Source organism: Plantactinospora sp. CNZ321 (assembly GCF_004217235.1).
On record NZ_SHKQ01000001.1, the window covers coordinates 719,791 to 738,105 of the forward strand.

The 18,315-nt window shown below is 72.9% G+C and carries 16 protein-coding genes; 8 read left to right on the forward strand and 8 right to left on the reverse strand.

Features of this window, described 5'->3' with window-relative positions; translation table 11 throughout:
* Positions 1–60 precede the first annotated feature (60 nt).
* Positions 61–459: an SRPBCC family protein gene (locus EV371_RS03080; protein ID WP_130460701.1), complete on the reverse strand. Its 399-nt coding sequence runs from the start codon at positions 457–459 to the stop codon at positions 61–63.
* Positions 460–540: 81 nt separating this feature from the next.
* Between EV371_RS03080 and EV371_RS03085 the strand changes: the two genes are divergently transcribed.
* On the forward strand, positions 541–1,122 hold the full coding sequence (locus EV371_RS03085) for a TetR/AcrR family transcriptional regulator (protein ID WP_486484452.1): 582 nt from the start codon (positions 541–543) through the stop codon (positions 1,120–1,122).
* Between the two features lie 18 nt (positions 1,123–1,140).
* Here the strand turns inward: EV371_RS03085 and EV371_RS03090 are convergent, their stop codons facing one another.
* Positions 1,141–2,454, reverse strand: a complete 1,314-nt coding sequence (locus tag EV371_RS03090) for an alkaline phosphatase family protein (RefSeq protein WP_130460702.1) — start codon at positions 2,452–2,454, stop codon at positions 1,141–1,143.
* Positions 2,451–3,200, reverse strand: coding sequence for a methyltransferase domain-containing protein (locus tag EV371_RS03095; RefSeq protein WP_130460703.1), 750 nt, complete (start codon positions 3,198–3,200; stop codon positions 2,451–2,453). The genes EV371_RS03090 and EV371_RS03095 overlap by 4 nt, the downstream gene beginning before the upstream one ends.
* 158 nt (positions 3,201–3,358) lie before the next feature.
* On the opposite strand from EV371_RS03095, the gene EV371_RS03100 reads away from it, so the two are divergent.
* From EV371_RS03100 to EV371_RS03120, 5 genes are read left to right on the forward strand one after another with little or no spacing between them, the layout of a single operon-like run.
* Positions 3,359–3,892 (forward strand): RNA polymerase sigma factor, encoded by a 534-nt coding sequence (locus EV371_RS03100; RefSeq protein ID WP_486484453.1) that lies wholly within the window; start codon positions 3,359–3,361, stop codon positions 3,890–3,892.
* A complete protein-coding gene (locus tag EV371_RS03105; protein ID WP_130460705.1) occupies positions 3,889–4,704 on the forward strand; it encodes a zf-HC2 domain-containing protein in 816 nt (271 codons plus the stop codon). Before EV371_RS03100 ends, EV371_RS03105 begins: the two co-directional genes overlap by 4 nt.
* Positions 4,704–5,501: an ABC transporter ATP-binding protein gene (locus tag EV371_RS03110; protein WP_486484454.1), complete on the forward strand. Its 798-nt coding sequence runs from the start codon at positions 4,704–4,706 to the stop codon at positions 5,499–5,501. Before EV371_RS03105 ends, EV371_RS03110 begins: the two co-directional genes overlap by 1 nt.
* Before the next feature lie 56 nt (positions 5,502–5,557).
* Positions 5,558–6,766 (forward strand): ABC-2 transporter permease, encoded by a 1,209-nt coding sequence (locus EV371_RS03115; RefSeq protein WP_486484905.1) that lies wholly within the window; start codon positions 5,558–5,560, stop codon positions 6,764–6,766.
* Positions 6,763–7,380: a hypothetical protein gene (locus EV371_RS03120; RefSeq protein ID WP_130460708.1), complete on the forward strand. Its 618-nt coding sequence runs from the start codon at positions 6,763–6,765 to the stop codon at positions 7,378–7,380. The genes EV371_RS03115 and EV371_RS03120 overlap by 4 nt, the downstream gene beginning before the upstream one ends.
* 16 nt (positions 7,381–7,396) lie before the next feature.
* Here the strand turns inward: EV371_RS03120 and EV371_RS03125 are convergent, their stop codons facing one another.
* Both EV371_RS03125 and EV371_RS03130 read right to left on the reverse strand, forming a co-directional pair.
* Positions 7,397–10,753 (reverse strand): error-prone DNA polymerase, encoded by a 3,357-nt coding sequence (locus EV371_RS03125; RefSeq protein ID WP_130460709.1) that lies wholly within the window; start codon positions 10,751–10,753, stop codon positions 7,397–7,399.
* Between the two features lie 81 nt (positions 10,754–10,834).
* Positions 10,835–12,403 (reverse strand): Y-family DNA polymerase, encoded by a 1,569-nt coding sequence (locus EV371_RS03130; RefSeq protein ID WP_130465621.1) that lies wholly within the window; start codon positions 12,401–12,403, stop codon positions 10,835–10,837.
* Between the two features lie 232 nt (positions 12,404–12,635).
* Here EV371_RS03130 and EV371_RS03135 point away from each other — a divergent pair, with 232 nt between their 5' ends.
* The gene (locus EV371_RS03135) at positions 12,636–13,478 is read left to right on the forward strand and encodes an SCO4651 family lipoprotein (protein WP_130460710.1); all 843 of its coding nucleotides are present in this window, start codon (positions 12,636–12,638) and stop codon (positions 13,476–13,478) included.
* Between the two features lie 136 nt (positions 13,479–13,614).
* Here EV371_RS03135 and EV371_RS03140 read toward each other — a convergent pair whose 3' ends face one another.
* From EV371_RS03140 to EV371_RS03150, 3 genes are all read right to left on the reverse strand, one after another.
* Positions 13,615–14,334, reverse strand: coding sequence for a hypothetical protein (locus EV371_RS03140; RefSeq protein ID WP_486484455.1), 720 nt, complete (start codon positions 14,332–14,334; stop codon positions 13,615–13,617).
* 26 nt (positions 14,335–14,360) lie between these two features.
* A complete protein-coding gene (locus EV371_RS03145) occupies positions 14,361–14,810 on the reverse strand; it encodes an SAV_6107 family HEPN domain-containing protein (protein ID WP_130460711.1) in 450 nt (149 codons plus the stop codon).
* Between the two features lie 539 nt (positions 14,811–15,349).
* On the reverse strand, positions 15,350–17,011 hold the full coding sequence (locus tag EV371_RS03150; RefSeq protein ID WP_130460712.1) for an RICIN domain-containing protein: 1,662 nt from the start codon (positions 17,009–17,011) through the stop codon (positions 15,350–15,352).
* A 299-nt stretch (positions 17,012–17,310) separates the two neighbouring features.
* Between EV371_RS03150 and EV371_RS03155 the strand changes: the two genes are divergently transcribed.
* Positions 17,311–18,282, forward strand: a complete 972-nt coding sequence (locus tag EV371_RS03155) for an EamA family transporter (protein WP_207230389.1) — start codon at positions 17,311–17,313, stop codon at positions 18,280–18,282.
* The last annotated feature ends 33 nt before the right edge of the window (positions 18,283–18,315 follow it).

The following is an 18,315-nucleotide window of genomic DNA, read 5'->3' on the forward strand; positions in this document are numbered from 1 at the left end:
CCCGCCGACGATGTCGGTTGGCACCGGTCGGGTACCCCCTGAGGATGCCGGCGCGGTGTGTTACGCGGACCTGAGCGTCTGTTGGAGCACGGGCGACATCCGGTCCATCGTGGTGGCCAGCCAGTTGGTGAGCTCGTCGGGCAACGTGTCGTGGATCCAGACCAGACGGCATCGCGCCCGGCCATCCGCGAAGACCTGCATCGAGGTGTTGTCGTGCGCCACGTCGTCCCCGACCCAGGCGTACGCGATGCGGCGGGCCGATTCGTCGCGGGCGACCAGCCGCTCCCGGACGACGGTGCCGTCGGCGAAGGCGAGCGCTCGGACGTCCGGCTCCACCAGCTTGCTCTCGACCAGGGCGCCGCCGGCCATGTGCGGCGGACCGGCCACGAAGTCGCCCACGATGCCCCAGACCGTGTCCGCCGGCGCGTCGATGACGATCTCCCTCTGAACTGATCCCATGACTACTCCAAACGTTAGGTAGGCAGACAGGTCTGTCTGCTCGTCGTCAGACTAGACAGAGCTGTCTGTTAGAGTCAAGGAGTGATCGTCAGATCGCGGGAAAGCTCCGCCCGCCGCCGCGTGCTGGAAACGGCGTCGGCGCTGTTCTACGCCGAAGGTATCCACACCGTGGGCATCGACCGGATCATCGCCGAGGCGGGGGTGGCCAAGGCGACCTTCTACCACCACTTTCCGGCCAAGGACGAGCTTGTCCGCGCGTACCTGGAAGCGGAGTACCAGCGCCAGCGGGCCGCGTTGGAGGCGGTACGGCAGGACGCGACCGGGCCACGCGAGGCGCTGCTGGACATCTTCGACCTCCTGGTCCGCAACGCCGCCAACCCACAGTTTCGCGGTTGCCCCTTCACCAACGCCGCGGCCGAGTACCCCGATCCGACCCACCCGGTACGCCGAACCATCGCCGACTACCGCCGCTGGAACCGTGGACTCTTCCGCGACCTGCTGGCCGAGGCCGGCCATCCCGAGCCGGAGAGCACCGCCGCGATGCTGATGATGCTCCGCGACGGCATCGTCGTCGGTGGCGACCTGGACGCGCCCGGCCCCCTGCACCCGCACGCGCGAGAGGCGGTCGGCCGGATCATGGACAGCGCAGGCGCGCCCACCTGACCGATGCGGTTGGGCCTGCTAACCGCGCTGCGCCGGTACGACCAGCAGCGGGATCGTCATCTCGGTCGCCGTACACGAGCCGTGGTACGCCACCAGCGTCGTCTCGATCGGGTGGTGCGTCTTCGAGGCGAGTACGACGGTCGGCGCCAGGCAGGCGACCACCACGTCACCGATGCGCGGCAGGTGCGCCTCGGGTACCGGGCCGAACCAGCCGGCCGCGACCGCCTCGGCCCGGGTCGCCACCCAGGCCTGCTCGCCGAGCACCTCCGACCAGGCGGCCACCACGTCGGCGGTCGCCCCGGGCAGGGTGTGCAGGTAGCGCACCCGTGCCTCGCCGGCCACCACCCGTAGCCCGGCCCGCAGCCGGGGGTCGGTGTCGAGGTCGTAGCGCCCCTGCGCCGGGATGTCGAGCTGGCCGTGGTCGGCGGTGACCAGCAGTGCCGCGTCCGGGGGCAGCCCGTCGACCAGCCGGGCGACCAGCGCGTCGACCTCGGCGACGGCGGAGCGCCAGCCGGCGGAGTCGATGCCGCTGAGGTGGCCGTGCCGGTCCACCTCCGGGTGGTAGCCGTAGACCAGGGTCGGGCCGTCCCCGGCGGTGAGCGCGCCGAGCATCTCGCTGGCCAGCGCGTCGACGTCGGCCGCGCCACGGTACCCCCGGCTCCGGTAGGCGGCCACGCTCAGCCCGGTGTTCGCCAGCGCCGGCCGGCTCACCACGGTCACCGCGACCCCGGCCGCCTCGGCCCGCTGGAACTGGGTCGGCAGCGGCTGCCAGCGACGCGGATCGGGATCGTCGCCCGATCCGGCGGCGGTCGCGGGCGCCGGGCCGCCGACCGGCGAGTCCGGACCACCGCCGGGAAAGTCCGGGCCACCGACCGGCGAGTCCGGGCCGCCGCCGGGAAAGTCCGGGCCGTCGACCGGCGACCTCGGCCAGTCGATGTGCGTGAGTACCCGGTCGGTGCCGGGCACGTTGACCCGGAAGCCGAGCACCCCGTGCGCGCCGGGTGCGGCCCCGGTGCCGAAGCTGACCAGGCTGGTCGGGGTGGTGGAGGGGAAACCGCAGGTGAGCGGGCGTCCGAACCGGGCGGCCAGGTCGGTCAGCGCCGGTGCGTGCGGGGCGGCGACCGGCAACTGGTACCAGCCGAGCCCGTCGACCAGCAGCACCGCGATCCGGCGTACCCCGGCGAGTTGGTCGGCCAGCCCGAGCGGATCGGCCCGGCCCGGCACTTCGGGGTCACCGGCCGGCACGCCAAGCACCGACAGGGCGCTCGGCATCACGTCGGCGAGACTGCCGCCGACGTAGTGCGGCCGGACCTGGTCGAGTGGGTTGGTCATGCCGGCCGGCGGGCGAACAGGTGCAACTGGGCGGCGATGTCCCGGTACGGCGGCAGGGCCGAGGCGGCCAACTCCAGCTCCAGCAGGGCCGGCGGATCCGCCTCGGCGGCCACCGCCGGGATCAGGTCGGCGAAGACGCGTACCCCGTGGGTCTGCTCGACCGCCAGCCCGGCGGCCTCCAGCAGCGCGGCGGCGCCGTCGGCGTCGTACCGCCGGCGCAGGGTGTCCCGGGGCCCGGCGTGCCCGTCCGGGTCGCGCAGCATCGTGGCGGCGACGTCCAGGTGCCCGTTCGTGACCCGGCTCAACACGGCGGCGGCCCGGTTCGCCACCAGTACGCTGGCCGCGCCGCCGGGGCGCAGTGCGGTGCCGATCGCCCCGACCACTCCGGCCGGATCGTCGACCACCTCCAGCACGGCGTGACAGAGCACCAGGTCGGCGCTGGCCGGCTCGACCAGTCCGGCGAGGGCGTCACCGTCACCCTGCACCGCGCGTACCCGATCGGCGACCCCGGCCTCGGCTGCCCGCCGGGTCAGCGCGGCGAGCGCGTCCGGACTGGCGTCGACCACCGTCACCAGGTGGCCGGCCTCGGCCAGTGGCACCGCGAAACCACCGGTCCCGCCGCCGACGTCGAGCACGGTGAGCGTCCCGCCCCGCTGCCGGGCAAGCTCACGGCGCAGCACGGTCCAGACCACGGCGGTACGCGGGCCGGACGCCGGGCCGGACGGACGACTCTGGGTTCGCTCCACCCGACGAGCCTAAGCCACCCGGCCCCCGACGTGATCGCCCGCTGCGCCCGGCCGGGCGGGTGCCTCCGGCGGCCGACGAGTTCACGTTTCCCAGGTCCGTCCGGGGCGTCCGGCCCGGGAGAACCATTTCCGGCCGGGCCGCGTCCTAACTTCATGTGATGGAGGTCGGCGACGAGGAACTGCTGCGCCTCGTCGGTACCGGTGACCGGCGAGCGTTCGAGATGTTCTACGCCCGGCATGCCCCGTGGCTGGCTCTGCGGCTGCGCCGCCGTTGCCGGGATCCGGAACTCGTTGCCGATCTGCTACAGGAAACCTTCCTGGCGGTCTGGCGGGCGGCGGGCACCTATCGCGGCAGCGGTGAGGCGGTGGGCTGGGTGTGGACCATCGCCGCGCACCGTCTCGTCGACGCGAGTCGTCGAGCCCTCGCCCGCCCACGGCCCGCCGCCCCGGCCGACGAGACCCTTCTCGCCTGGTCACCGTCGGCAGAGGAGGAAGCCATGCTGGGCACCTACGACGCGCGGCTGGAACATGCCCTGCACCGGCTGTCGCCAGAGCTGCGGGCGGTGGTGCAGGCGACCGTCCTCGACGGGTTCACCGTGCGTGAGGCCGCCCTGTTGCTGGGGCTGCCAGAGGGAACGATCAAGACCCGGGCCATGCGGGCACGGCGGGAACTGCGGGCGGCGCTGTCGTGAACAGCTTCCACGTGACCGAGGCCGCGCTTCGGGCCTACGCCGAGGACCGGCTCGCCGACGCCGACGCGTGGTCGGTCGAGGCACATCTCGACCGGTGCGAAATCTGCCGGGCCCGACTGCCGTTGGACGAGCCGATCGGACGACTCGTCGCCGAGGTCGGCACGGCGCTCGCGGCACGCCTGCCGAGCCAGGGACGAACCCGGCCGGGTACCCGGTGGCGGCAGGTCGCGGTGCTGCTCGGCGCCGGACCGGCTGCCCGGGTCGGCTGGCTCGGCTCGGTCGTCGTCACCCTGGCGCTGGCGGTGGCGATGGAGATCGGTCCACTGCCGGCCCGGCCCTGGATACTCCTGCTGCTCGCGCCGCTGCTGCCGGTGCTCGGCGTTGCCGTCTCCTACGGCCGGCACGCCGACCCGCTGCACGAACTGGTCGCCGCCAGCCCGTACGCCGGGTTACGGATCATCCTGTGGCGGACGTTGTCGGTCCTGGCGGTCACGGTTCCGGTCGCGTTCCTCGGAGGCGCGGTGTCCCGGATCGGTACGCCGGTGCTGTGGCTGCTGCCGTGCCTCGGCCTGACCGCTCTGACCCTCGGGCTCGGTTCGCTGATCGAGCCGACCCGGGCCGGCTTGACGGTGGCGACCGGGTGGGCCGTGCTGGTGCTGCTGCCACAGGGCAACGCGTCACCAGTCCCGCCGATCGGCGACGGATGGCTGGTCGCGCCGGTGGCCGCACCGGTGTGGACGGCCGTCATCGCGGCGGCCGTGGCGTTGCTGCTCGCCCGGCAGAGTCGACTGGGCGGAGAGGTGGCTCCCTGATGCGGCGTAGAGAGATCGGGAGCAGTCAGAGAGATGTCGGCACGATGACGGTCAGCATCGAGGGGTTGCGGGTCGGTTACGGCAGACGGGTCGTGCTCGACGACCTCGACATGGAGCTGACAGTGGGCGTACACGGGCTACTCGGCCCCAACGGCGCCGGTAAGACGACCCTGATGCGGGTGCTTGCCACGGTCGCCCGCCCGGACCGTGGCCGGGTACGGCTGCTGGGTCAGGACATCGCGGACCAGGCCGCGCTCCGGCGGGTGCGCCGGCAACTGGGCTACCTGCCGCAGACGTTCGGCTACTACCCGCGCTTCACCGTCCGGGAGTTCGTCGAGTACTTCGCCTGGTTGAAGGAGATGCCCCGAACCCGGGTACCGCTCGCGGTCGAGCGGGCGTTGGACCGCGTCGGGCTGTTGGACCGGGCCGACGAGCGGATGAAGCACCTGTCGGGCGGAATGCTGCGCCGGGCCGGCATCGCACAGGCGATCGTCAACGATCCACGCGTGATCCTGCTGGACGAGCCGACCGCCGGTCTGGATCCGGAGCAGCGGGTCGACTTCCGGGAACTGCTGCGGGAGTTGGGCGTCGACGCCTGCGTGCTGGTCAGCACCCACCTGGTCGAGGACATCGGTACGGCGTGCGGCCGGGTGAGCCTGGTCGAGGGCGGCCGGCTGGTCTTCACCGGCACGCCCGAGGAGCTGGCCGGCACGGGCGTGGACGGCGGCAGTGGCGACTCGGCGATCGAGCGCGGCTACACCGCCGTACTGCGCAGTGCCCGGGCGGCCCGGCAGTGAGGCGTCCGCTGCGGGTGGAACTGCGTCGGGGTACGGCACCGGGAGCGGCTTTGCTGATGTTGGGTGTCGGCGGGTGGCTGCTGGCCGTACATCCAGCGGACTGGGGCGGTCGGTGGGCCGGGCTCGCCGGGTACCTCCGGACGTCGCTGATGGTGCTCTGCGCGCTGATGGTCGCCGCCGGCGCCTGGCAGGCCGGTCGGGAGCGGCGCCGGGGCATGGCCGAACTACTCGGCTCGACGGCCCGTCCGGGCTGGCAACCACTGGTGGTGGCCTGGCTGGCGGTCTCACTCGCCGGTACCGCCGGGCTGCTCGCCGCCTTCCTCGGCGCGGCGGTGCTGGTCGGCCGGGTCGCCACCTACGCGGGTGGCGGCTGGTGGTGGACCCTGGCGGTGGGCGTCCTCGCGCTCTACCCGGCCGCCGCGTTCGGGGTGCTGATCGGGCGTCTCGTCCCGCTGCGGGTGGTCGCCCCCATCGCCGGCCTCGGCACCTATCTCGGGCTCGCCATCCTCACCTACTGGGACACCAGCGGCGTCAGTTGGCTGTCCCCGGTCCATCCCGGCTCCGGCCCCGAATGGCTGCCGCCCGCCGGGACGCACGCCCTGCAAGCCGGTTGGCTGCTGGCGCTGACCGGCACGCTGCTCGCACTGGCGGCCCGGCTGCGTCGGGCCGCCCTGCTCTCCGGCATCCTCGCCGTCGCCGTGGCGGTACCGATCGCCACCGGAGCCGGCGACGATGGTCTCCGTACCGACCCGGGTGCCGTCGAGCCGACCTGCACGACGGAGGGACCGCCGGTATGCGTGGCCCGGATCAACGGTTTCCTGCTGGACGACCTGGCACCGCTCATCCAGCCGGTGCTGCACCGGGTGGCCGGCATCCCCGGAGCGCCGACCCGGGCGGCGGACGCGGTCCTGCAGGGCGACGGTGAGCCGGGCGGGCCGGCGGACGACACGCTCTGGCTGCACCTGGGAGACCAGCCCACCGCGACCGGCGAGGGCCTGGCCAACCTCGGTTGGCTCCACGCCGACCTGCGCCAGATCGTCACCGCGAACTGCCACCAGCGACTCGCCAGGCCCGATGAACGGGTCTGGCGAACCTTCGATGTCGCACAGGCGTGGCTGTTCGAGGAACGTCCGGCCCTCGACGCCCGCGTCGGACGGCTCTACACACTCTCCCTCGACGAGCAGCGCGCCTGGTTCGCCGCGTTCCTCGACGCCACGCACCGGTGCGACGTTCCGCGCCTGATCGAGTTGGGGGAACTGCGGTGAACGGCCGGCTCCTGCTGTTGCACGCCCGGGCCAGAGGCGGCCCCGCGTTCGCGCTCGGGGTCGCGGTCGTGGCGCCGTTGGCCTGGGCCGCCGGGAGCTGGCTCGCCAGCCGACCCTACTTCGACGGGCCCGCCGCCCGGATACCGGTCGTCGCGCTCGCGCCGCTGCTCGGCGTACTGCTGCTCGCCCCCACCCTGGGCGGGGCCGACGAGGAACTGGAGCGTGGCACTTCGCTTCGCTGGCCGGGTTGGCGAGCCGGCCACATCCTGCTCGGGGTCGCGTCGATCGGCGCGGCGCTGGCCCTGACCGGGCTGCACGCGCCCGGGGTGTTCGGCGCGTACGCCATGGTCCGCAACACCCTCGGTTACGCCGGACTGGTCGCCGCGGCCGCAGTGCTCCTCGGTACTCGCCTGGCCTGGCTGCCCGCGTTCGGATACGCCTGCGCCGTCTACGCCGCGAGGCCTCGGCAGATCGGCGGGGTCGCCGGCGTGTGGGCCTGGCCGCTACAGCCATCCGGCGTGACCGCCTCCTGGCTGACGGTCGCCGTGTTGTTCATCTTCGGTACGGCCGGTTACCTGCATCGAGGCTGCCGGATCGGACCCGTCGCCGGGTAGGGCTCTTCCGCGCAGCTCAGCGGAAGTCGCGGGAGGCGGGGGTGACCGGTGGGGTGATCGCGTCGAGGCGGTCGGCGACCAGGTTGGTCACCCCGTCGTGCCTCTCCAGCCTGCCCCGCACCAGCAGCGCGGTGCTGGTCCGGGCGACCTTCCGGTAGCGCTGCCACAGCCCCGGCGAGCAGGTGACGTTGAGCATGCCGGTCTCGTCCTCCAGGTTGATGAAGGTGACCCCACCGGCGGTGGCCGGGCGCTGCCGGTGGGTGACGATGCCGCCGACCCGGACCCGGGTGCCGGGTGTGACCTGGGCCAGCCGGGCGATCGGCACCGCGCCGGCCGCGTCGAGCTGGGCCCGGACGAACTGGGCGGGGTGGCTCTCCGGGGAGAGCCCGGTGGCCCAGACGTCCGCGACCAGCCGGTCCACCGCGTCCATCCCGGGCAGGGTCGGCGGCTGCGCCCCGGCGATGGTCCCGGGTAGCCGGTCCGGCTTGTCCTGCGCGGCGGCACCGGCCGCCCAGAGCGCGGCCCGGCGAGTCAGCCCGAAACAGGCGAAGGCGTCCGCGGTGGCCAGCGCCTCCAGATGAGCGGCGGTCAGCCCGACCCGGCGGGCCAGGTCCGCCATGTCCCGGTACGGTCCGTGCGCGGTCCGCTCCCGCTCGATCCTCTCCGCCAGGTCGTCGCCGAGGGTGCGGATCCCGGACAGGCCGAGCCGGACCGCCGGGCCGCCCAGCCCCCAGCGGTGCGGCGGCTCGCCGGGTGCGCTCCCCCACCGGGTTTCCGGGGTCGATTCCAGGGTGGCCTTGGCAGCACTGGCGTTGACGTCCGGCCGGCGTACCTCGACGCCGTGCCGGCGGGCGTCGTCGACCAGCGTCTGCGGCGAGTAGAAGCCCATCGGCTGGGCGTTCAACAGCGCGGCCAGGAAGGCCGCCGGGTGGTAGCGCTTGAGCCAGGAGCTGGCGTAGACCAGATAGGCGAAGCTCATCGCGTGGCTCTCCGGGAAGCCGAAGCTGGCGAAGGCGGAGAGCTTGAGGTAGACGTCGTCGGCGACCTCGCCGGTGATGCCCCGCTCGGCCATCCCGGCGTAGAGCCGGTCCCGGATCTGCGCCATCCGCTCGGCCGAGCGTTTCGACCCCATCGCCCGGCGCAGTTCGTCGGCGCCACCGGCGTCGAAGCCGGCCAGGTCGATCGCGAGCTGCATCAACTGCTCCTGGAACAGCGGCACCCCGAGGGTCTTCTCCAGCGCGTTGCGCATCAGCGGGTGCGGGAAGGTGACCTCCTCCAACCCGTTGCGGCGCCGGATGTACGGGTGCACCGAACCGCCCTGGATCGGGCCGGGCCGGATCAGCGCCACCTCGACCACCAGGTCGTAGAACTCCCGGGGCTTGAGCCGGGGCAGGGTCGCCATCTGGGCCCGGCTCTCCACCTGGAACACCCCGACCGAGTCGGCCCGCTGCAACATGTCGTAGACCTCGGGGTCGTCCAGGGACATCGAACTCAGGTCGAGGGTCGACTCGATCATGTCGTACGCGTAGTGCAGCGCCGAGAGCATGCCGAGGCCGAGCAGGTCGAACTTGACCAGCCCGACGCTGGCGCAGTCGTCCTTGTCCCACTGCAACACGGTGCGGCCCGGCATCCGCCCCCACTCGACCGGGCACACCTCGATGACCGGCCGGTCGCAGATCACCATCCCGCCGGAGTGGATGCCCAGGTGCCGGGGGAACGTCTGGAGTTCGTTGGCATAGGTGATCACGTGCTCGGGGATGTCGTCCACGTCGACCGCCGCCACGCTGCCCCACCGGTCGATCTGCTTGCTCCAGGCGTCCTGCTGCCCGGGCGAGAAGCCGAACGCCTTGGCGACGTCCCGCACCGCCGACCGGGGCCGGTACGAGATGACGTTGGCGACCTGGGCGGTGTGCTCCCGGCCGTACGTGGCGTAGACGTGCTGGATCACCTCCTCCCGGCGGTCGGACTCGATGTCGACGTCGATGTCCGGCGGCCCGTCCCGTTCCGGGGCGAGGAAACGCTCGAAGAGAAGCCGGTGCCGGACCGCGTCCACATTGGTGATCCAGAGCGCGTAGCAGACCGCGGAGTTGGCCGCCGAACCCCGGCCCTGGCAGTAGATGTCGTTGTCCCGGCAGAACTTCACGATGTCGTAGACCACCAGGAAGTAGCCGGGAAAGCCGAGCGCCTCGATCATCCCCAGCTCGTGGTCGAGCTGCCGGTACGCCTCCGGGTGCGCGTCGCGGGGGCCGTACCGCCGCAGTGCGCCGTCCATGGTCAGCTCGCGCAGCCAGCTCATCTCGGTGTGCCCGGGTGGCACCGGGTAGTCCGGCAGCCTCGGCGCCACCAGGTTGAGGTCGAAGGCCAGCTCGGCGCCGAACTCGGCGGCCCGGGCCACCGCGCCGGGATAGGCCGCGAACCGGGCCGCCATCTCCGCACCGCTGCGCAGGTGGGCGGTACCGGCCGCCGGCAACCAGCCGTCGATCTCGTCCAGGCTGCGCCGGGCGCGTACCGCCGCCAGCGCGGTGGCCAGCCGGCGGCGGGACGGGGTGGCGTAGTGCACGTTGTTGGTGGCCACGGTGGGCAGCCCGGCGGTGGCGGCCAGCTCGGCAAGCGCGTCGTTGCGGTCTCCGTCGTACGGGTCGCCGTGGTCGGTCAGCTCCACCGCCACCGTCTCCGCCCCGAACAGCGCGGTCAGCCGGTCCAGCTCCCGGGCCGCCGTCTCGACCCCCTCGGTGAGCAGCGCCGCCGGTACCGTCCCCTTCCGGCAGCCGGTCAGCACCAGGACGTGGTCCCGCAACGCCTCGGCCACCTCCTCCAGCTCGCCGTAGACCGGGCGGCCCTTCTCGCCGCCGCGCAGCTGGGCCCGGGCGATGGTGCTGGCCAGCCGGGCGTATCCCTCGGGGCCGTGCGCGAGCACCAGCAGGTGCCGGCCGAGCGGGTCCGGTTCGCCATTCTGGGGGCCGGGCAGCCCGAGCGACAGTTCGGCGCCGAAGATGGTGCGCAGCCGGAGTGCCCGGGCCGCCTCGGCGAACCGCACCACCCCGTAGAACCCGTCGTGGTCGGTCACCGCCAGCCCGGTCAGGCCCAGCCGGGCGGCCTCCTCGGCCAGCTCCTCGGGGTGGCTGGCCCCGTCGAGGAAGCTGAAGTTGGTGTGCGCGTGCAGTTCCGCGTACGGCACCGCGCCCTCGACCGGGGTGGGCAGCTCGGCCGGGGTGTAGCCGGGGCGCTTGCGGGTCCAGGCCGGGGAGTCTCCGCCGTCGGCGTCGACCGCGAGCGGATCCACCACGTGCAGGTGTCCGCTCCGGCGGGGCGGCCGTCCGGAGAGCGCTCGTTCCAGCTCCGACCAGGGCACGTCGGGATTGTGGAAACTCATCCGGTCCCCACCCGGACCCTGGTCACGGGCCACCTGGGGCTGGTCGCGGGCCACCGGGAGCTGGTCATGGGCCACCGGGGGCTAGTCATAGATCGCCTCCACCCACCAGCGTCCGCCGGCGAGGGAGAGCAGCATCGCGGCGCCGTCGGCCAGCCCCACCTGGAACCGGGCCCGCCGGCTGGCCTCGGCCGGAGCCCACCAGCGTTCGTCGACCGGCCAGGGGCCGGCCCAGCCGACGATCTCACCGGTCCAGCCGGCGGCCCCACCGGCCCAGCCGGCGACACCGGCCGGCGCGCTGATCTCCAGCCGGGCCGGCGACGCACTCACCTCCAGCCGGGCGGTGACCCGGACCGGTTCACCGGTGGCGTCGAGGACGGCCGCCGGCATCGGCTCGGGCAGTACGACGGCCGGGGCCGGGGCCGACAGTCGGCCCGGCCAGGGCGGGGCGGGCTGCCGGAGCGGGACCCGTTCGTCGCCCCACGGCACGAACCGGGCCTGTTCGGCCGGGGAACGTCCGCCGCCGAGCACGGCGGTGACCACCGCCTCGGGGCCGAGCAGGCCCTGCACCCGGCTCAGGGCCCGGCGGGCCCGCTCGCGTTCCTCTCCGGTCTCGCCCCAGAGCCCCGGTTGCAGGCCGAGGTGCGCGAGTACTCCCTCGGGGACCAGCCGCAGCCGGACGATCCCGGCGGTCGGACGGGCCGGGCCGGGCCGCCGACTGGTCCCGGAGATCCAGCCGTCGAGCTGCCAGCGCACCCGGTCGGCGATCGCCGTCGCGGTCAGCAGGCCGTCGTGCCGCCAGATCCGGTGGAGTTCCTGACCGTGCGCGGTGACCGCCTCGATGCCGAGCCGGGTACAGGCCAGGGCGTGCCTGGCGAGTCCGTCGTGCAGCCGCTCGGCGAGCGCCCGGGCGGCGAACGCGGCGGCGTCGACCCGGTCGAGCGGCTCGTCGTACGTCTCGGTCACCGCCAGGTCGGGTGGCGGGCGCCGGACCGCGAGCGGCCGGTGGTCCCGGGCACTCGCCAGCCGGTACGCCAGCGCCCCGTCGAAGCCGAACCGCGCCAGTACGTCCCCGGCGGGCAGCGCCGCGAAGTCCCCCAGGGTCCGCAGGCCCAGCCGGCGCAGCAGGTCGACCAGGGACGGCCGGCCCAGCGTCCCGAGCGGCATACCGGCGAGAAACTCCGGGGTGCCGCCGGGCGGCACGATCCGCCCGGACCGGGCGGCCAGCCCGGCGGCGAAGACCCCGTCGGCGATGCCGAGCTGGCACTCCACCTCGCAGGTCTGGGCGATGTGTTCGACGATCCGTTCGGCGGCCAGTTCCTCGCCGCCGAAGTAGCGGGCCGGTCCCCGGGCGGCGACCGCGCACATCCCCGGACGGATCACCTCGACCCCGGCGACGATCTCCGCTACGGCGGCGACCACCGGCTCGAAGGCGCGGGCGTCCCGGCCGGGGTCGTGTTCCACGACGGTCAGTTGCGGGCAGCGACTCTGCGCCTCCCGCTTGCGCAGCCCCGGTCGCACCCCGTCGGCCCGAGCCGCCCCGGAACAGGCGACCACCCGGTTGGCGTGCGACACCGCGACCGGCGTGGCGGCGGAGATCCCGTCGACGATGTCGGCCGCGACCACCGGCCAGTCGGGGCACCAGACCAGCATGGTACGCGCGGCGACGGGCTGCGAGGACACGTTGATCCACACCTCCTTTGACCTGCGGTTAAGCCGATCTTAGAACGTGTGTTCGAGTCGCGTTGTCCCGGCTCGTCGCCCGGACGTCGGCCCACCCGCCCACCCCGCCACCGCACGAGCCCGCCACCATGGGGTTGCCCAGGTGAGGTACTGTGTCGCCCGTTCTTGGGGGAGTCCCACCATTTCGGGGAAAGGCTGTCACTTGTCACGTTGGAAGAACGCCGCGGTCCTCACCGTCTCCGCGCTCACGGCCCTGGCGTTGACCGCCTGCGGCTCGGGCACGGAAACGCCCGGCGAGTCGAAGCAGCCGAGCGTACTGGAGCAGCTCGCCAGCGACCTCAAGGGTTCGCTGCAGAAGGTCGTCGACAAGACCGGCACGACCAGTTCCGTGACCATGACCATGAAGGGCACCGCGGCCGGCGAGAAGGTCGAGATGCAGGGGGCTCTGGACCTGCGCGACCCGGTCAAGGCAGAGATGACGATGAAGGGTCCCGACGGCGACCCGATGACCATGCGGATGATCGGTGCCGTCATCTACGTCGAGGTGCCCGAGGCGGACCGCGCGGACATGGACGGGAAGCGCTGGATCAAGATGGATCTGAGCGCCGCCAGTGCCCAGACGGGTATGGACTTCGCCCAGCAGCTCAAGGACGTCGACCCCACCAAGCAGGTCAAGACCCTGTTGGCGATCGAGGGGACCACCGTCGTCGGCGAGGAGACCCTGAACGGGGTGCCTACGGTCCACTACACCGTCACGGCCCCGCTGGCGTCCTACCTCGGGCAGCTCGACGCCGACGCACGCAAGGCGGTCGAGCAGGAGCTGGCCAAGAACGGCATCAAGGAAGTCAAGATCGACCTCTGGGTCGACGAGGAGTACCTGCCGCGTCGGGCTCACATGGTGATGGGCACGATGACCGACATGGAGATCGACTACACCGACTACGGCAAGCCGGTGAACATCGACACTCCGGCCGACTCGGAGACCGCTGACCTCGGCGAGATGCTGAAGGATCTGAAGGGCCTGGAGGGCCTGCCCACCGGCTGAGCCCGGTCGCCCGGACTTCCGGCCGCGTTCCGCCCGCCCGCTCGCACCGACGGGCGGGCGGAACACTACGGGGTTCCGACGCACAGCGGTCACCGCGCCCGGACGCCGTGCAGCGGTCCTCGGACGCAGACAGCGGTCACGCCCGGACGACGGTGAGCGCGCTTCGCCGCGTGGTGGACCTGACCGGGGTCGGAACCGGTGCCGCCGGCCCCGTTCGCCGGTCACCCGGGAGCCACACCCGGATCTCCTTGGGACGTACCGCCGCGCCACGGCCCCGGGCCGAGATGGTCACCTCCCGTCGCCGCAACCTGCCACGCCCCTGCTCCAGTCCCTCCCACCGGCCGCGCAGCACCTGGAGGGTGAGATCGGCCCCGGTCCAGCGGCCGTACGGCACGAAGACGCTGCCGCGCTGCCGGGCCCGGGCGGCGAGCCGGTCTGCGACCGAGGCGGAGACCGTGCCGGGTACCACCGCGACCACGACGTCAACTCCGTCGATCAGGGCGGCGACCACGGTCGCCCACTCCGGGCCGGGATGGGGGACGAGGGCGAGCCGGTCCAACGCGATGCCGAGTTCGGCGGCGGCGACCGCGCCGAGCGTGGGCATCCCCACCACGGCACACCAGGCCCCACCCCGAGAAGCCTCGACGAGCAGCGCCAGCATCAGCGAGGTGCCACCGCTGGCGCCGGGACGACCGACCGCCACGGTGCTGCCGCGCCGTAGCCCGCGCTGAGGTAACAGCCCGGCCAGTTCCGACAGCACCGGCAGAGTCCGGTGCGGATCGGTCGTCGCCGGGCCGCTCGCCGGTCGCACCAGCCCGGCCAGGGCGGTGGAACCGAGCACCATCCGCCCCGCCATCGTGCCTGCCCCCCGTCGGTGTTACCTCAGGCGGCCATGCCGTCGAGCGCCGGCTGGTGCGCCACCCCGAGCGCCACCTCGATCACCGCGACGAACTGCTCGGCCGCGCGAAGCAGGTCGTCGGCCTCCCGGGCGCTCACCACCCGGGGGATGCCCGCCTCGGCGGCGGCCCGCTTGGTGGCACCCGTGGCGAAGTAGTTGGCCCACTCCCCCAACTCCGGGGCGACGACCACGAGCAGCGCCCAGACGCTGGTGACCCGGTTTCGGCGGGTGGGCGCGGGACGCGCCCGGGCGGCGAGCATCGCCGCGGCGGCCCGCAACGCGGCCAGGTGCGCGGCGGCGTACCGCAGGCCGTCGGGGCGGGTCTCGGCGGCCTCCGCCAACCCCATCCGGGCGATCGTCAGTAGTTGGGCCGGGGTGCGGTGCGGCAGCACGTGCGACGGCACCGTCGGCGCCTGAGCCTGGCTGGTCGGCATGGGACTGTCTCCTCCGCGTCAACCCGTTCACCGCGTCACCGTGCCGGCCGGGCGACGGCGCTGGTCGGGTGCCAGCGCGGCGGCCGTGGGCGACGCACCACGTCGAACTAGCCGGCTGCGGAGGAAGACGCACCGGTGTGTAGCCGGCCGGATGTGGACGCTTCCCCACACCACACCCGGCCGGCCGAACCGGCGGGTTCGTCGTCCGCCGCCCGGGGGTCGTGGGCGGCGGACGACGATCCTGCCTTGGTGGGTCCGGACTCGCGGATCCGGATCCGTGCGGCCCGCGAAACCGCACCTCGGGGGTTACGCCGCGAACGCCACCCCCGGCGTCAGTCCGAGCGCCCGACCGGCGGTCCGACTCGCATCGAACGTCAGCCAGCCGAACCATCAGTCAGCTGAACATCCAGCCAGCCGAACTGGCAGCCAATCAACTGGCAGCCAATCGAACACTCGTTCTAACTACTGGAGAGAGTACACCCCGACACCGACAAAAACGCAAGCGAACGCGATCCGTCGGCGCGGTCGTCGGGTACGGGTCAGCACCAGGTCAGCGTGGAGTTGTTCCGGGTGACGTTCCGGATCACGTTGTTGGCGCCACCGCACGGGCTCTGCCGGATGTTGGTGTTGGTCACCGTCAGGTTCTGCAGGGTGATGTTCGAGGAGAGCGGGAACTCGCTGCGCGCCGCGATCCGGACCTCGCCGCCGCCGGTCACCGTGCCGGACTGCCCGGCGATGGTGACGTTGTAGCAGTTCTCGATCAGGATCGAGTTGTTGCCGGTGTTCGAGATGGTCACCCGGTCGATCACCGCGCCGCCGCTCTCCGAGACGCAGAAGATGCCACGCCCGCCACCCCGGGCGATCACGTTGCCGACCCGGATGTTCGTCGGGTAGCTGCTGCCCACCCGGCCGTTGCGGTTGGCCATCCGGAAGGCCGCGTACCCGGTGCCGGCGCCGGCGTTGTCCGCGTCGACCGTACCGATGGTGGCGTTGACGGTGTCGTTGAGCAACAGACCGGACTCGCCGACGCTGCGCGCGGTGACGGTGCCGACGGTCAGCCCGTCCACCCCGTACGTCTCGACGCCCTGGCTGCTGGTGCCCTGCACGTACACGTTGTCGATCCGGATGTTGCGCACCTTCACCGCCCGGTCGCCCCCGTGGTTGTCGATCCGCACCCCGAGGCCGCTGCTCAGCCGCATGTCGATCTGGCCCAGCGTCAGGTTGTTCACGTTGCGCATGAAGATGCCGTAGAGCGGCGACCCGGTCAGGTTGAGGTGCTGCACCTCGATGTCGGTGGCGCCCCGGGCGTACACCGGGGCCTGGTCGCCGGAGCCGGAGCCGGTCACGTTGATCGTGCCGCAGACGTCCAGGATCGTGTAGCTCGGCAGGGAGATCCGGGAGTTGGCGCTCACCGAACCCGACCCCCGGACGACCACCCGCTGCTTCGAGGTACGCCCCGACGACAGGCTGTTCACCGCGGCCTGCACCGCGGACCGCATGTCGCTGCCGGTGTAGACCGTGCTGCCGCCGTTGCGGGCGGTCCAGGTGCCGCCGCTCAGCACCGCCTCGGCGTTGAACGAGCCGCTGCCGCAGTCGCCGCTGCCGCCGCCGTCCCCACCGCCGGAACCGATCCGGATCATCTGCCACTGCTGGTTGTAGCCGTTCAGGTCCTGGTACTGGGCGATGATCCCACCGTCGGCGGTGGACCACTCCCAGACGTCCAGCACCTTGCCGCTGTGCCGGCTGATCAGGCGCACGTACCCGCCGTCGGAGTCCGCGACCCCGAAGTGCTGGCGGGTGGTGCCGTTGTCGGAGCTCTGGATCAGCTGGGTACCGTCGGAGGCGTTCGGCATCTCCAGGAACTTGCCGCTGTGCCGCGACCTGATCTTGTAGTAGCCGCTGCCCGCGTCGACGAACTGCCACTGCTGCTGGTTGCCGTCGTTGCGGGCCCACTGCACGATCGGCGCACCGTCGTCGGTGGCGAAGTTGTAGAGGTCGAGCGCCTTGCCGCTGTGCCGGGAGACGAGGACGTAGTGGGCGCTGGTGTCGATGGTGGCGGCGGCCGCGGGCGGCAGCCCGACCGCGGTGCCGGCGCCGGCCAGCACGGTCGTGAGCGCCAGCACCAGGCCGGCTCGCCAGCCGCGTCGTCGCGACCCGCGGCCGGGCGGTCTCCGGTCGGTGGTGGTGGTGGTGAGCGTCATTGGTCCTCCTGAGCTGGGGAACGGTGTGCCGGGAAGGCCCGGTGCCGGGCGACGGGCCGGAGGGCTCGCCAGGACAACCGCCGGAGCCGGTGCGCCGAGACGGCACACCGACGGGACAGGGCCGGAAACGGAAAGGCCTTTCCCAACGTCGGCAACGTATCGAATCGTTTCAATCAAGTCAACGCCATCGATGAATCGGGCCTCCGGACCGGATCCTTCCGCGCGCGGCGTCGGGGAGTCGGCGAGGTAATGACCAAAAGCGATTCAGCTCCTGACCGACGGCCGGTTACCCTCTCCCGGTGACGACTCGCAGACCCGCCCTCGGCGTGCTCATGGTGCTCACGTCCGGCGCCCTGTTCGCCGTCAACGGCACCGTCTCCAAGCTCGTGCTCCGGGCCGGCATCGAGGCCACACAGCTCACCCTGATCCGGGCCGCCGGCGCGTTCGTCGGACTGCTCGCGCTGAGCCTGCTGCTCCGGCCCGGCGCCCGCCGGCTCCGGATCACCGCGAGGCAACTGCCGCTGCTGGTCGCCTACGGCCTGACCGGGTTCTTCCTGACCCCGATGCTCTACTTCGTCGCCATCTCCCGGCTGCCGGTCGGCATCGCGCTGCTGTTCGAGTACACCGCTCCGCTGCTGGTCGCGCTCTGGGCCCGGTTCGGCCAGCACCAGCGGGTACGCCCCCGGCTCTGGGTCGGGCTGGCGTTCGGCCTCGCCGGCCTGGCCTGCGTCGCCGAGATCTGGGGAGAACTCAAACTCGACGGACTCGGCATACTCGCCGGCCTCGGTGCCGCCGTAATGCTGGCCAGCTACTACCTGATCGGCGCCCGGGGCGTACAGCGGCACGAGACGCTTCCCCTGACCACCTGGGCGTTCGGCGCCGCGGCCGTGGCCGGGCTGCTCACCCGGGCGGTCACCGACGGCACCGATGGCTGGGCGCCGCTGCGCGAAACCAGCGGCGGCGTGCCGGTCGCGCTGCTCTGCGGGTACGTCGTCCTGCTCGGCTCGATCCTGCCCTTCCTGCTGGTGGCCGGCGCGTTGCGGCACCTGCCGGCGACCAGTGTCAGCATCGTCGGCATGGTCGAGCCGGTGCTGGCCGCCGCGGTCGCCTGGGTCGCGCTCGGTGCCGGCGAGGCGCTCAACGCCGCCCAGCTCGGCGGCGGCCTGCTGGTACTGGTCGGCGTCGCCCTCGCCGAGACGGCCCGGATCGCCGAGTCGCCGGCCCGGATCCCACCCCTTCCCGCCTCCGGCGTGGTCGCCGCACCCCGCTGACCGGGCTCCCCGGCCGGCCGGCGCCGTCCCCGG